This is a genomic window from Nocardioides sp. R-C-SC26 (assembly GCF_021246465.1).
Classification (GTDB): Bacteria; Actinomycetota; Actinomycetes; order Propionibacteriales; family Nocardioidaceae; genus Nocardioides.
Genome location: NZ_JAHRHK010000017.1, coordinates 22,538 through 36,449 on the forward strand (window position 1 = coordinate 22,538; position 13,912 = coordinate 36,449).

14 protein-coding genes are annotated in these 13,912 nt (G+C 70.5%); 8 read left to right on the forward strand and 6 right to left on the reverse strand.

Annotated features, from left to right (window positions below):
* Positions 1 to 7 precede the first annotated feature (7 nt).
* Positions 8 to 1,006 carry a GTP 3',8-cyclase MoaA gene (gene moaA, locus KSO97_RS14630; RefSeq protein ID WP_232680148.1) on the forward strand — a complete coding sequence of 333 codons (999 nt, stop codon included), beginning with the start codon at positions 8 to 10 and terminating at the stop codon, positions 1,004 to 1,006.
* A 42-nt stretch (positions 1,007 to 1,048) separates the two neighbouring features.
* Here moaA and KSO97_RS14635 read toward each other — a convergent pair whose 3' ends face one another.
* Together KSO97_RS14635 and KSO97_RS14640 are read right to left on the reverse strand one after the other, a co-directional pair.
* Positions 1,049 to 1,264, reverse strand: coding sequence for an acetone carboxylase (locus tag KSO97_RS14635; RefSeq protein WP_232680150.1), 216 nt, complete (start codon positions 1,262 to 1,264; stop codon positions 1,049 to 1,051).
* A complete protein-coding gene (locus KSO97_RS14640) occupies positions 1,261 to 1,605 on the reverse strand; it encodes a DUF3099 domain-containing protein (protein ID WP_232680152.1) in 345 nt (114 codons plus the stop codon). Before KSO97_RS14640 ends, KSO97_RS14635 begins: the two co-directional genes overlap by 4 nt.
* A 31-nt stretch (positions 1,606 to 1,636) precedes the next feature.
* Here KSO97_RS14640 and KSO97_RS14645 point away from each other — a divergent pair, with 31 nt between their 5' ends.
* The 3 genes from KSO97_RS14645 to fabI all read left to right on the forward strand — a co-directional run bounded on the left by KSO97_RS14645 (position 1,637) and on the right by fabI (position 3,475).
* Positions 1,637 to 1,852: a dodecin gene (locus KSO97_RS14645; protein ID WP_232680153.1), complete on the forward strand. Its 216-nt coding sequence runs from the start codon at positions 1,637 to 1,639 to the stop codon at positions 1,850 to 1,852.
* 81 nt (positions 1,853 to 1,933) lie between these two features.
* The gene (fabG, locus tag KSO97_RS14650) at positions 1,934 to 2,674 is read left to right on the forward strand and encodes a 3-oxoacyl-ACP reductase FabG (RefSeq protein WP_232680155.1); all 741 of its coding nucleotides are present in this window, start codon (positions 1,934 to 1,936) and stop codon (positions 2,672 to 2,674) included.
* A gap of 27 nt (positions 2,675 to 2,701) precedes the next feature.
* Positions 2,702 to 3,475 carry an enoyl-ACP reductase FabI gene (fabI, locus tag KSO97_RS14655; RefSeq protein WP_232680158.1) on the forward strand — a complete coding sequence of 258 codons (774 nt, stop codon included), beginning with the start codon at positions 2,702 to 2,704 and terminating at the stop codon, positions 3,473 to 3,475.
* Between the two features lie 52 nt (positions 3,476 to 3,527).
* Here the strand turns inward: fabI and KSO97_RS14660 are convergent, their stop codons facing one another.
* Together KSO97_RS14660 and KSO97_RS14665 are read right to left on the reverse strand one after the other, a co-directional pair.
* Entirely contained in the window at positions 3,528 to 4,238 is a 711-nt protein-coding gene (locus tag KSO97_RS14660; RefSeq protein ID WP_232680160.1) for a TetR/AcrR family transcriptional regulator, read from the reverse strand.
* Positions 4,239 to 4,304: 66 nt separating this feature from the next.
* Entirely contained in the window at positions 4,305 to 5,849 is a 1,545-nt protein-coding gene (locus KSO97_RS14665; protein WP_308188316.1) for an ATP-dependent DNA ligase, read from the reverse strand.
* Between the two features lie 116 nt (positions 5,850 to 5,965).
* On the opposite strand from KSO97_RS14665, the gene KSO97_RS14670 reads away from it, so the two are divergent.
* Complete coding sequence (locus KSO97_RS14670) at positions 5,966 to 9,226, forward strand: M36 family metallopeptidase (protein ID WP_232680162.1); 3,261 nt, start codon at positions 5,966 to 5,968, stop codon at positions 9,224 to 9,226.
* A gap of 13 nt (positions 9,227 to 9,239) precedes the next feature.
* Here the strand turns inward: KSO97_RS14670 and KSO97_RS14675 are convergent, their stop codons facing one another.
* Together KSO97_RS14675 and KSO97_RS14680 are read right to left on the reverse strand one after the other, a co-directional pair.
* Positions 9,240 to 9,833, reverse strand: a complete 594-nt coding sequence (locus KSO97_RS14675; RefSeq protein WP_232680164.1) for a TetR/AcrR family transcriptional regulator — start codon at positions 9,831 to 9,833, stop codon at positions 9,240 to 9,242.
* Between the two features lie 113 nt (positions 9,834 to 9,946).
* Positions 9,947 to 10,732 carry an enoyl-CoA hydratase/isomerase family protein gene (locus KSO97_RS14680; RefSeq protein ID WP_232680166.1) on the reverse strand — a complete coding sequence of 262 codons (786 nt, stop codon included), beginning with the start codon at positions 10,730 to 10,732 and terminating at the stop codon, positions 9,947 to 9,949.
* 138 nt (positions 10,733 to 10,870) lie between these two features.
* Between KSO97_RS14680 and KSO97_RS14685 the strand changes: the two genes are divergently transcribed.
* The 3 genes from KSO97_RS14685 to KSO97_RS14695 all read left to right on the forward strand — a co-directional run bounded on the left by KSO97_RS14685 (position 10,871) and on the right by KSO97_RS14695 (position 13,912).
* Complete coding sequence (locus tag KSO97_RS14685) at positions 10,871 to 11,881, forward strand: DNA-3-methyladenine glycosylase (RefSeq protein WP_232680168.1); 1,011 nt, start codon at positions 10,871 to 10,873, stop codon at positions 11,879 to 11,881.
* Between the two features lie 158 nt (positions 11,882 to 12,039).
* Complete coding sequence (locus KSO97_RS14690; RefSeq protein ID WP_232680169.1) at positions 12,040 to 12,867, forward strand: ABC transporter permease; 828 nt, start codon at positions 12,040 to 12,042, stop codon at positions 12,865 to 12,867.
* Between the two features lie 205 nt (positions 12,868 to 13,072).
* A complete protein-coding gene (locus tag KSO97_RS14695) occupies positions 13,073 to 13,912 on the forward strand; it encodes an ABC transporter permease (protein WP_232680171.1) in 840 nt (279 codons plus the stop codon).

Sequence of the window (13,912 nt, forward strand, 5' to 3'; positions counted from 1 at the left end):
CGGCGACATGCAGATGATTCCGCTCGCGGACGGCTACGGCCGCGTGGCGCGCGACCTCCGGGTCTCGCTCACCGATCGCTGCAATCTGCGCTGCACCTACTGCATGCCGGCCGAGGGGTTGACCTGGCTACCGCGGGAGGAGCAGCTCAGCGACGACGAGGTGGTCCGCCTGGTCGCTGTGGCCACCGAACGCCTTGGTGTGACCGAGGTGCGGTTCACCGGCGGTGAGCCGTTGGTGCGCCCGGGCTTCGTCGACATCGTCGCCCGGGTGCGACGGGCGGCGCCCGAGGTCGAGTTGTCCGTCACGACCAACGGCATCGGCTTGGCACGCGTCGCGAGCGCGCTGGTGGACGCCGGTCTGAACCGGGTCAACGTCAGTCTCGACACCGTGCGTCAGGACACCTTCGTGGAGCTGACGCGCCGCGATCGGTTGGACGACGTGGTGGCGGGCCTCGCGGCCGCGTCCGCGGCGGGTCTGGGTCCGGTCAAGGTCAACGCCGTGCTGATGCGCGGCGTCAACGACGACCAGGCCCCGGAGCTGCTGGCGTGGTGCCTGGAGCGCGGTTACTCGTTGCGGTTCATCGAACAGATGCCGCTCGACGCCCAGCATGGGTGGGCCCGCGAGGAGATGGTCGTGGCTGAGGAGATCCTGGCCGCGCTCGAGGAGCGGTTCGACCTCACGCCGGCCCACGAGCCGCGCGGCAGTGCCCCTGCCGAGCTGTTCCTCGTCGACGGCGGCCCGGCGACGGTCGGCGTCATCGCCTCGGTGACCCGACCCTTCTGCGGTGACTGCGACCGCGTTCGGCTCACCGCCGACGGCCAGGTACGAACCTGTCTGTTCGCGCGCGAGGAGTCCGACCTGCGCAGCGCACTGCGTGCCGGAGCCGACGACGAGGAGCTCGCCAGCCGCTGGGTGACAGCCATGCGCGGCAAGGCGGCCGGGCACGGGATCGACGACCCCAGCTTCCTGCAGCCGACACGTCCGATGTCGGCCATCGGCGGCTGAGTGATCGCGACCTCCTGAACGCACCGTCGATCGGCCTGGGAGTCAGGCCGACGGCTCGTCGCTCTCGCCCGGTCGGTGGGGCACGACGTCCTTGAGGAACTGGCGCGCACCGAGGAATCCCGAGAGTGACTCCCGATGCTCCTCGCAGGCGAGCCAGACCTTGCGGCGATCGGGTGTGTGCAACTTCGGGTTGTTCCACAGCAGCTGGTGCTCTGCGGCGGTGTTGCAGCCCTTCGCAGAGCAGATGTCGGGGCTCACCGGGACGGCGGCACGGTCGGCCCGGAGACTGCCGTGAGATCGGGACCGGAGAGGGCGTCACGCTGGTGGTCGATCTCATCGAGCCGGAAGCCGTCGGAGTTCTGAGCCACCGCGTTCGCCATCACGACGGCGACGTAGGGCAGCACGAGTGCGCCGCCGATCAGGAAGGGCCACAGCCAGTCGAGCCCGGCGAGTGAGGCCAGGATCGCTCCCACGAAGCAGAGCGTGCGCAGCGTCATCGACAGCAGGTAGCGACGTTGGCGGGCGCCGATGTCGGCGGCGCGGTTGGTTCCTGCCGTCGTGATCCGGACGACGTCGTCGTGCTTACGGTCGCGGCCCATGATCTCGAGTCTACGTCGCTACAGTCGGGGCATGACGAACCGCACCTACCGCCTCACCGAGATCGTCGGTACCTCGCCGGACAGCATGGAGCACGCGATCCGCAACGGCATCGAGCGAGCCAGCAAGACCCTCCGCCACCTGGACTGGTTCGAGGTAACGCAGGTGCGTGGCCAGATCAAGGACGGCCAGGTCGAGCACTTCCAGGTCGGCCTCAAGCTCGGCTTCCGCCTCGAGGACGACGACTGAGGCCGCCCGTGGACTCGCCGGCCGGCCCCCTCGGGGTCGGCCGGTTTCGTCTACCTGGGGGTAATCTCTAGCGTCGCATCCGTGAGCGAGCAGACGAGCACGACGGCGGCGCCGGAGACCGGTCGGGTGGTGTTGGTGACCGGCGGCAACCGCGGTATCGGACGAGGGATCGCCGAGGCCTTCCTCGCCCAGGGCGACCGCGTGGCCGTGACGACGCGCGCCGGTGGAGCTCCCGAGGGAGCGCTCGACGTCCGCTGCGACATCACCGACGCCGGGCAGGTCGACGCCGCGTTCGCGAGGATCGAGGCAGAGCTCGGCCCGGTCGAGGTGCTGGTCGCGAACGCCGGGATCACCGCAGACACCCTGGTGCTCCGGATGAGCGAGGAGGACTGGTCGAGCGTCATCGACACCAACCTGACCGGCTCCTTCCGGCTCGCCAAGCGAGCGGCCAAGGCGATGCTCCGCCAGCGCCGCGGGCGCATCATCTTCATCTCCAGCGTGGTGGGACTGCTCGGCTCTCCGGGCCAGGTCAACTACGCCGCCTCGAAGTCCGGCCTGATCGGCATGGCCCGATCGTTGGCACGCGAGCTCGGTTCCCGCTCCATCACCGCGAACGTGGTCGCCCCCGGATACGTCGACACCGACATGACCGCAGTGCTCAGCGACGAGCAGCGCGAGACCATCCGTGCCCAGGTTCCGCTCGGCAGGACCGCCACGCCGTCGGAGATCGCCGGCGCGGTGCTCTGGCTCGCCGGCCCGGGCGGCGCGTACGTCACCGGGGCCGTGATCCCGGTCGACGGCGGCCTGGGCATGGGTCACTGACCACACCGGCAGACGAGGGAGAAGACGATGGCAGGACTGTTGGAAGGCAAGCGGATCCTGGTCGCGGGCGTGACCATGGACAGCTCGATCGGGTTCGCGACCGCCAAGGTCGCCCAGGAGCAGGGCGCGACCGTGCTCATCTCCAACTTCGGCCGGGCGCTCGGCATCACGCGCCGTATCGCGAAGCGGCTCCCGGTGGAGCCCCCGGTACTGGAGCTGGACGTGACCGATCCCGCGCACCTCGCGGCCCTGCCCGACGCGATCCGTGAGCATGTCGACGGCCTGGACGGCGTCGTCCACTCCATCGCCTACGGCAATCCCGAGACGCTGCTCGGCGGGAAGTTCCTCGAGGGCCCGTGGGACGACGTCGCGCAGGCGGTGCACGTCTCGGCGTACTCGCTGAAGTCGCTCTCGGTGGCCTGCCGCCCCCTGATGGCTCCGGGCAGTGGCATCGTCGGGCTCACGTTCGATGCCACCGTGGCGTGGCCCGTCTACGACTGGATGGGCGTCGCCAAGGCCGGGCTGGAGTCGTGTGCCCGCTACCTGGCCCGCGACCTCGGGCCAGTCGGGATCCGGGTGAACCTGGTCTCGGCCGGTCCACTCAAGACCCTGGCCGCCAAGGCGATCCCCGGGTTCGAGGACCTGGAGGCGCTCTGGGAGACCAGGTCACCTCTCGGCTGGGACAACGCCGACCACGTGCCGACGGCCAAGGCCGTCTGTGCGCTGCTCTCCGACTTCTTCCCGGCCACGACCGGAGAGATCGTGCACGTCGACGGCGGCTTCCACGCGATGGGTGCCTGACCGACACACCTCGCGTGCGGCACTCCCTGGTGCGAGCGCGGCTCCTGAGGCGTCAGTGGCCGGCGACCGCCAGGGCCGTGGCGACCAGGTACGAGCGGACCTGGTCGGGCGAGATCTCGCCGACCGTCGGCACGCCCGGTGCCGCCTCCTTGACCAGGATGCCGACGCGCGCGAGCTGCAGCGCGCCGAGTCCGCTGGCGTACAGGGTGTTCGCCATCAACGTCGGGTCCGCCGACGGTGTGAACTCTCCGCTCTCCACGCCGTCCTCGAGGGCTGCGGAGAGGATGCTGAGGCAGGAGGAGATGCCGCGACCGAGGCGGAACAGGGCGCTCTCGGAGATCTCGTCGAGCAGTTCAGGCCCGGACTGGCGCATCAGAGACTGGGCGCAGTCGACGAACGCGGGGTGCGAGACGCCGTAGTCGACGAACGCGCCCACGATCGCGGCGAGCCGGTCCGACGGCGAGGTGCGAGCGCCGTCGGCCGCCGCCAACGCGTCGCGCAGCTCGTCGAGATAGCCCACCAGCGTGAGCGCGAAGAGCTCCTCCTTGCCGGTGAAGTGCCGGTAGACGATCGCGCGGTTGATTCCGACCGCACGCGCGATGTCCTCGATCTGCGCGTCGCGGACGCCGCGTGCGTCGAACAGTGCCCGAGTGGCGGCGATGATCTCGGCCTCGCGGGCACGTCGACGGATCGCCGCTGCGCGACGTCGGCCGTCGGTCTCAGGGGCCGGCTGCGACGACGGCGACGGCGCGGAGGAGGACATGCCGCGATAGTACGTGGTGTGTAACTCCGAGTTGCAAGAGTGTGACGCAAACGCTCTCGACTTCCGTCAGTGCAGGAGTGCGCGCACGGCGTCGATCGTGTCCGCCTCGCCAGGGGACTTGTCCTCCCGGTACCCGACGACCCGGGCGAAGCGCAGCGCGGCACCTCCGGCGTAGCGCGTCGAGCGCTGGACGCCGTCGATGGCGATCTCGACGACCTGCTCTGGCCGGACGTGGACGACGTGACCCTCGCGGTGCGTCTCCAGAGCCAGGAAGCGCTCGGTCTGCCAGGTGAGCATCGCGTCGGTCATGCCTTTGAAGGTCTTGCCGACCATCACGAAGTCGTCAGTGCCGCCGGGGTCGCGGGCGCCGAGGTGGATGTTGGAGAGCCACCCGCGGCGGCGCCCGGAGCCCCACTCGACGGCGAGCACGACCAGGTCGAGGGTGTGCACGGGCTTGACCTTGACCCACGCGGATCCGCGGCGCCCCGCGGCGTAGGGCGCCGCAAGATCCTTCACCACGACGCCCTCGTGGCCGCGACGCAGCACGTTCTCGACGAACTGCTCCGCGCTCGCGGGCTCGCCCGTCACGACGCGGTCGAGGCGATGCGCCGGAGGGACCAGATCGGCCAGCTCGGCCGCGCGCTCCGCCGCCGAGACGTCGAGCAGGTCGCGGCCGTCGCGATGCAGGACGTCGAAGAAGTACGGCTGCAACCCGAGATCGGAGGACGACTCGGGTGACACCTCGCCGTGGGTGGCACTGCGTGAGGACGTCTCCTGGAAGGGCCGCGCCCGGCCGGCGTCGTCGGTGAGTAGCGCTTCGCCGTCGAGCACGAGATCGCCGCCGGGCAGCGACCGCACGACGTCGACCACGGCAGGCAGGCGCGCGGTCAGATCATCGAGAGAGCGACTCACGACCAGGACGTCGTCGCCGCGGCGGTGGGCCTGGATGCGGATGCCGTCGAGCTTCGCCTCGACCGCCACCGGATGGTCGGGAGAAGCGCCCAGCTTGGCCAGCGCCTCGGCCACGGTCGGTGCGCTGGCGGCGAGCATCGGCAGGATCGGACGGCCGACCTCGAGCCCGATCGCGGCGAGAGCAGCGGCGCCTCCCGCGACGGCGGCGCCGGCGACGGCGCGCGTCGACCCCGCGAGCATCGCTGCGCGGCGGATGTCGGCCACCGGCAGTCCGGTGCGCACGGCGAGCGCCTCCTGCACGAGCGCGTCGGAGGCGCCCTGCCGGAGCTCGCCGGTGATCGCTCCGCGCAGCCACGCCTGCTCGGCCGCCGTCGCCGATCCGAAGAGCGCGTGGAGGGCCTGCGTACGGGCGGCCTGCGATCCGGGGCCGGCGAACGCCGCGATCTCCTCGAGCGCCGCGTCCACCGCGACGACGTCGAGCGTGCTGACCTCTGCGGGCGCGGGCAGGTCGCCCAGGCTGCGCCACCCCACCCCGGTGCGACGCTGGCGGACCTGGCCGCCGAGGTAGCTGACGACGACCTCGAGCGCGTCCGGCGCCGTCTTCTCCAGCAGCGTCGCCAGGGCAGCGACCTTGGCCGTCCGCGCGCGGGTGGACGCGACGTCCTGCGACGTCGCGACGAGGTCGGAGAGATTCACCACACCGCCATTGAACTGCGTACCTCCGACAGCGCGGAGTCGTTGCAGATGTGTCGACCCGCTCGGAGGACCGCAGCGGCGCCGGCGCCACTCCATCAGCTCACTCCGGACAGGTAGCCGTGACTCGTTCCAGACTCTCCCTCGTCGCCGCCGCGACCGCCGTCGCACTCGCGATGCCGATCGCCCAGCTCTCCGACGCCCGCGCCGCCGACGGCGACGCTCCGCGCTCGGTGCTCGCCGATCTGCTCGGCCCGCTCGTTCCGGATCGCACCGCGGTGCCCCCGATGGGCGACCTGGCGACCGACCTCTCTTACGACGCCCGGGGCACGCTGCCGATCGTCGCGCCGACGGCGACGCAGCGAGGTGCCGTCGAGCGACTGGTGGGTGCGACGACGACGTGGAACCGCGCCGGCACGCCGCGGATGATCGCCGTCGACGGCGGCTTCCTGAGCGCGCCGCGGAAGGGCGACCCGGTCGCGATCGCGCGAGGGTGGCTCCGTTCGCACGTCGCCGCGTTCGGCCTGACCCTCGCCGATGTCGCAGCGCTGGACGTCGTCCGCGACCACGAACTGCCCGGGATCGGTGCCCGCGTGGTCTCCTTCGCCCAGACGTTCGGCGGTGTGCGCTCCGAACTCGGCGGCATGATGACCGTCCTGGTCGACCGCGAGGGCCGCGTCGTCTCCTATGCCGGCGACTCGGTGCGGGAGACCGGTCTGGTCGGCGGGTTCGACCTCTCGGCCACGCAGGCTCTCACCACGGTGCTCGGCCGACTGCTGCCCGACCTCGACATCGCGGTCCGATCCACGGGTGAGACCGCCGGTGGCTACGAGGTCTTCAACGGCGGTCTCCTGGGTGCCCTGCAGTACGTCCGCCGCGTGGCGCTCCCGACCCCCTACGGCGCCGTCGCCGCCTACGCGGTGCTCGCCATCAAGGACCTGAACGAGGCCTGGGCCGTCGTGATCGATGCGAGCACCGGTGCGCCGCTGCTGCGCAAGTCGCTCGTGCAGTTCGACAGCGACGGCACGGTGTTCGAGAACTACCCGGGCGCTGCCAAGGGCGGCACCCGCGTGGTGAAGAGCTTCGGCCCCACCGACCAGTCGCCCGGCGGCTGGGTCGACCCGACCGGGCTGATCGGACTGCCCGGCATCACCACGCTCGGCAACAACGCCAACACGGCCATCGCGTGGACGGTGCCGCTGGTGGCCGCCGACCAGTACAACCGCCCGGTCTCGCTGACCACGAAGTTCCGCTACGGCTTCGAGGACGGATGGGCGAAGAGCAACGGGTCGCCGTTGGGATACCAGGCCGACGCGAACTCGGCGGCGACCAACCTCTTCTATCACCACAACCGGATCCACGATGAGTTCTACGAGTTCGGGTTCACCGAGTCCGGCGGCAACTTCCAGCTCCTCAACACCGGCGACCCCACGGCCCTGGGCCTGCCGGGCGACCCGATCTTCGGCGGCGCCCAGTCGGGCGCGCTCAATCTCACCGCCGCCGTCCTCCCGCTCGGCCGCAACAACGCGAACATGCTCACCCTGCCCGACGGCATCCCGGGCTTCACCAACATGTACCTGTGGGAGTTCGTCGACGACGCGTTCGAGGGCGACCCGCGCGACGGCGACTACGACGCCTCGATCATCGAACACGAGTACGCCCACGGCCTCACCAACCGCTATGTCGGTGGTGGCGGTCTCGGCTCGCTCGGCACGACCCAGTCCGGGGCGATGGGGGAGGGTTGGGGCGACTGGTTCGCGATGAACGACCTGTTCCGTCGCGGCCTGACCCGCACCGCCGTCACCGCTGCCTACGTCGGCGACCCCGAGCGCGGCATCCGCAACTGGAACTACGCCGAGAGTCCGGCGACCTTCGGCGACTACGGCTACGACATGAGCGGGCCGGAAGTGCACTCCGACGGCGAGATCTGGACCGCCGTGCTGTGGAAGATGCGCACGCGAATCCTGAAGGCGGTCGGTGGCAACCAGGTCAAGGCCTCCGACGTCGCCCAGCACCTGGTGATGGATGCGATGCCGATCTCGCCGCCGTCGCCGTCGATGCTCGACATGCGTGATGCCATCGTGAAGGCCGCCCAGCTGCGCTACGGCTCACGCTACCTGCCCCAGGTGTGGGGTGCCTTCGCCGAGCACGGCTACGGCGCCTCGGCTCGGACGACGGGGGAGACCGACACCGACCCGCGTCCCGGTTTCGACGTCCCCGGACGCCGTGCGAACGGCACCCTCACGCTCGAGGTCGTCAACGCGACCACGGACAAGCCGGTCGCAGGTGTCCGCGTGCTCGGCGGCCTGTTCGAGGCCCGCGCGACTCCCATCGCCACGACGTCGAAGAAGGGTCGCGCGCAGGCTCGCTTCGCCGGTGGTCGGCGTTACGACCTGACCCTCCAGGCGCCGGGCTTCGGCATCCAGCGCATCTCGGTTCCGGTGCGTGCCGGCGCCACGCAGGTGGAGCGGATCGCGCTGCGGCCCAATCTGCTCTCGACGTCGGCGGGGGCTCGAGTGGTGAAGGTGACCAGCCAGCAGGCGGCCTTCGCCGCGACCAACCTGGTCGACGACACCGAGGCCACCTCGTGGCAGACCGCCGCGGGAGCGAGGGCCTACAACAAGGGCCCCGACCAGTCGGTCACGATCGCCCTCAAGCAGCCCTCGACGATCGAGACGGTCGCCGTCAGCGTGCTCAAGCCGATCGGCGTGCCGCGCTTCGCCGCCGCCAAGAACGTCACGGTGCAGACCTCCCTGGACGGGAAGACCTGGACGACGGTGCGCATCGCGCGGTTCCGCTACGCCAAGCCACGCCCGACGGCGCCTGACCTCGCATTGAAGACCTACGAGCTCGGCAAGCCAATGCGAGCTCGCTTCGTGCGCGTGATCCCCACCGACACCTTCGCCTCGGGTGCCAGCGTGACGTCGTCGGCCGTGGTCGCGGAGGTCCAGGCGTTCGGCACCACGGCCGAGCTCACGCCGTCCCTGCCGAAGCCGGACAAGCCGGTCAGCTACGGCGGCTCGGTCACTCTCGGCAACCCGCTCCAGGGCTCGCTGCTCGGCCTGGACCCCTACCGCCCGGGCGTGACCGAACTGTCGTGGGGCTGCGACGGGTCACCGGCCGCCAACGGTGTCGACGCACACATCGCCGCCCTTCCGAAGGGCGCCGGCGACGGTCAGCACCAGGCCACGATCAAGGCCGAGGTGCCGCTCGGGGAGTTCCAGCTGTGGTTCTACGACGAGAACTGTGCGGCGATCGCCGGCGGCGGGTTCGTGCTCGACGGCGAGAGCGTCGTGATCCCGCCCGGGGCGGTCTCGAGCGGAGTGCTCCTCATCTACGGCGGGGCTCTGGACTACCAGATCACCGTCACCGAACCGCGATGATGCCGTAGCTGCGTCAACGGGGCGTGGTGACCTCGAGCACCGCCGAGGTCACCGCGCCCCGCACGACCTGCTCGTAGACGGCCTCGAGCCCGTCGATGCCGTCGAAGTAGCCGATCGCCTCGAGCGAGACGAAGCCGTGGATGGCGGAGAAGATCGCCATTCCGGTCGGGATCACGCGGTCACCTCCGAGGCCGGTGGAGCGCACCATCACCCCGACCGCCTCGATGACCTCGCCCGCGGCCTCGAGCAGGCTGTCGGGCTCGATGGCGCGGTGGGTCATCGCGGCGTATCTGCGCGGGTAGTCCAGTGCGAACCGTCGCAGCTCGTGGCAGAGCGCTGCCAGGCCGTCGGCTCCGGTGCGCCCCATGGCCGCCCGTTGCACCTGGCGGCCCATCAGGTGCATGGCGCGGGTCTGGATCTCGGCCCTGACGTCGTCCAGCCCGCCCACGTGGTTGTAGAGCGAGGACACGCGGCTGTCGAGCTCGGCGGCGAGCGACGTCATCGAGAGGGCGTCGTAGCCGTCGCGGTCGACCAACGCCTCGGCCGCGAGCACGACGGTCTCACGGTCGAGCCGGCCGCGTCGCTCGGTCGCGGGGGAGGTCACCATGGGAGCGGGATCGCTTTCGTCGACGTCGTGAGGCCGAGGGGTTTCAGCCGGGCGCGAAGGGGTCTCGCCTGGTCGCGATCACACTTCGTGATCTGCGCACTATAGGCCGCAGGTCACCATCCGCGCGGTAGCGAGGTGAAGTCCGCCTCGCGCCCCTCGGCGAACGCGGCGAGTGCCTCGAGGTTCGCCGGGCCGCCCATCAACTCGGCGAAGGCGGCGTTCTCGCGCCCGCGAGCGGCCTCGATGGCCTCGCGGCGCGGCTCGGTCATGGTGCGCTTGACGGCGACGAGGGAGGAGATCGGCTTGGCGGCGAGCCTGGCGGCGTGCGAACGCGCGTCGTCGAGAAGCTGGTCGGGCTCGCTGACAGCGAAGACCAGGCCCATCGCGCGTGCCTGGTCCGCGGTGATCCATTCCGACGACATCAGCATCCAGGCCGCGTTCTGGTGGCCGACCAAGAGGGGCATCAGGTACGAGGACGCCGCCTCGGGCGCCACGCCCAGGCTGGTGAAGGGGCACTTGAGCCGTGCCGAGGTCGACATGAACGCCAGGTCCGCGAAGCCGATGATCGTGGTCCCGATGCCGAGGCCGAGGCCGTTGATCGCCACGACCAGCGGCTTGGGGAACCGCGCGAGGGCGTCGATGAGACCGGGGAAGCCGTGGGCTCCGCGCACGAAGTCGGGGTCCGTCGCGATCTGGTGCATCTCCAGGAGGTCCGTCCCGGCGCTGAACGCGCGGCCCGATCCGGTCAGCAGCACGACGGCGACGTCGTCGTCGGCCGCCGCGGCGAGCAGCGCCTCTGCGAGCGCGTCGTAGAGCGCCTCATTGAACGCATTGAGCGCGTCGGGGCGGTCGAGAACGAGGGTCCGAACGCGGTCGGCGTCGTCGATCTGAAGCGTCATGAGCGCAGAGTAGAACACGTTCTAGGTGGTCGGCTGCGGGCTCCTCCAGGGCTGCTCGGGCCAGGTCGCGCGCCCGCACCCCGCCTCGCCCGTCGTCACACGGGCAGCGCTGTCGGCCGACGGCGCTACGGTGCCCAGGTGCCGTCGACGTCCGGGGAGTCCCGCGTGTGGACCCCGGCCTGGCCCTGCCCGGCGGTCGCGATCGCGCATCAGCACCGCCGCGGTCGAGGAGATCCCACCTTCCGCGTCACGCCCGACGGCGCGGTGTGGCGCGGACTGCAGACGCCGGAGGGCCCCGCGACGCTCCGGCTCCTCTCGTCGGTGCGTTCGCCGTCGCCAGCGGACGTCGCGTCGCCGACCGTCGAGGCCCACGCCTGGGGTGCGGGGGCGGCCTGGGCTCTGGCGCAGGTGCCGGAGCTTCTCGGCGAGCGCGACGACGTCAGCGGGTTCGAGCCGCGCCACGAGTTGATCGTGGATCTGTGGCGGCGCTTCCGTCATCTACGCCTCGGCCGTAACGGCCAGGTGTTCCAGTCGCTGCTCCCGACGATCATCGAGCAGAAGGTGACCGGCCAGGAGGCGTTCGCGGGGTACCGGATGCTCGTCCAGCGCTTCGGCGAGACGGCGCCCGGTCTGCACGCCGTCGAGCTGGGGCTCCGGGTGCCCCCGACCGCCGAGGTCGTCGCGCAGGTGCCGTCCTGGGAATGGCTGCGCATGCACATCGATCCGGCGAGGTCGCGGACGATCGTCGGCGCCGCGCGGGTGGCCCCGAGCCTGGAGCGACTGCTGAGCCGGCCTCCCGAGGAAGCGGACCGTGCGTTGCGGTCGCTGCCGGGGATCGGGGAGTGGACCAGCGCCGAGGTCCGCCAGCGCGCGTGGGGTGACGCGGACGCCGTCTCCTTCGGGGACTATCACGTGGCGAAGAACATCGGCTGGGCGTTGACCGGTCGGGCCTTCGACGACGTCGAGCTCGCCCGCCATCTGGAGTCGTGGCGACCGCACCGCGGGAGGATCCAGCTGTTGATCGCAGCCGCAAGGCTCGGCCCGCCGCGGCACGGTGCGCGGATGGCCCCGCGCACCCATCTACCCGCCACCGTCGTTCCGCGAGGTCGGCCCGGCGGAGGACACGCGTCAAATGCTACGCGCGAGTAACTATTTGTCGGGCAACGCTGTCCAGCGCCCCGGTCGATGTGATACCTGTAACACCTGTCGCGGCATGTGACACAGACCACGGATCACCCCCATCTGAACCGAGGCCTCATGGGATTCTGTTTCGGCGCGCCTGGATCGGCCGTCTTGAGGAGGCGCGCATGAGCGCGATCTCCGCCTCCGCCCGTGCCACCGTGGGGTCGCTCTCGGGTCGCGCGCGCGGCTCGGTGATGACGACCGGCAAGCTGCTGATGCTCGCCGCCGAGGCCACGCAGTGCGCCGTGACCGACATCGCCACGCGCCGCTTCTCCTGGAGCGAGTTCCTGCTCCAGGCGTGGTTCATGACCCGGGTCTCGTTGCTCCCGACGATCCTGGTCGCCATCCCGTTCGGTGTGATCACCTCGGTCCAGATCGGCGCGGTCGCGGGCCAGATCGGCGCGACCTCGTTCACCGGCGCCGTCAACGGCATCGGTGTGCTGCGTCAGGGCGCGCCTCTGGTCACCTCGCTGATGATCGCCGGCGCCGTCGGTTCGGCGATCTGCTCCGATCTCGGCGCCCGTCAGGTCCGCGAGGAGATCGACGCGCTGCGCGTGATGGGGATCAATCCGGTGCAGCGACTCGTGGCTCCTCGCGTCGTCGCCGCGCTCGTCGTCGCGCTCCTGCTCACGGTCATCGTCGCGATGACGGCCATGCTGACCTCGTTCGTCATGAACGTCGGCAACGGCACGACGTCGGCGGGGACGTTCATCAATGCCTTCACCAGCTTCAGTCAGACCTCGGACTTCTTCCTCGCCGAGTTCAAGGCGCTCGTGTTCGGGTTCATCGCCACGATCGTGGCGGCGCACAAGGGTCTGAGCGCCTCGGGTGGTCCCAAGGGTGTGGCGGACGCCGTGAACCAGGCGGTCGTGTTGAGCGTGATCCTGCTGGCCTTCGCCAACGTCGCGATCACCCAGGCCTACGTGATGATCGTGCCGCAGGGGGTCGCATGAACACCCCACGGCCTTCGTCGCTTCCCCCGCTTCGCTCCTCCGCGAACAAGCCCGCAGGGACCCCGGTATCCACCCCACGGCCTTCTTCGCTTCCCCCGCTTCGCTCCTCCGCGAACAAGCCCGCAGGGACCCCGGTATCCACCCCACGGCCTTCTTCGCTTCCCCCGCTTCGCTCCTCCGCGAACAAGCCCGCAGGGACCCCGGCATGAGCATGATCGGCAACGCCGTCCTGCGCGGCACCGACGGCCTGCTGGGCGGCCTCGCGAAGTTCGGGTCGTTCCTGACGTTCGCGTGGATCACGCTGCGCGCCATCCCATCGACGATGCGGCTCTATCCCTCGGAGATGCTGCGCCAGCTCAAGGACATCGCCTGGGGCAGCGGCGCGATCATCGTCGGCGGCGGCACCGTCGGCGTGATGGTGCTGCTCTCGCTGTCGGCGGGCACCTCGCTCGGCATCGAGGGCTTCAACGGCCTCGAGCTCGTCGGACTGGCTCCGCTCACCGGTTTCATCTCCGCGAGCGTCAACACCCGTGAGCTCGCTCCGCTGATCGCCGCCCTGGCGCTCGGGGCCCAGGTCGGGTGCCGCTTCACCGCTCAGCTCGGCTCGATGAAGATCCACGAGGAGGTCGACGCCCTCGAGGTGATGGCGGTCAGCCCGATGCGCTACCTGGTGGCCACCCGCGTGGTCGCCTGCATGCTGGCGATCCTGCCGCTCTACCTCGTCGGCCTGATCGGTTCCTACCTCGCCTCGCAAGGCTCGGTGGTGCTGCTCTTCGGGCAGTCACCAGGCCAGTACGACCACTACTTCTCCACCTTCGTCGCGTTGCGCGACATCATCCTGTCGGTCGTGAAGATCCTGATCTTCGCCATCGTCGTCACGTTGATCCACTGCTGGTACGGCCTGCAGGTGGGAGGCGGCCCGCAGGCCGTCGGCGAGGCGACGGGGACGGCGATCCGCGCCAGCATCGTGGCGGTCGTCGTGCTCAACATGATCCTGACGCTCCTGTTCTGGGGCGGCGATCCAGGCTTCCGGGTCTCGGGCTGA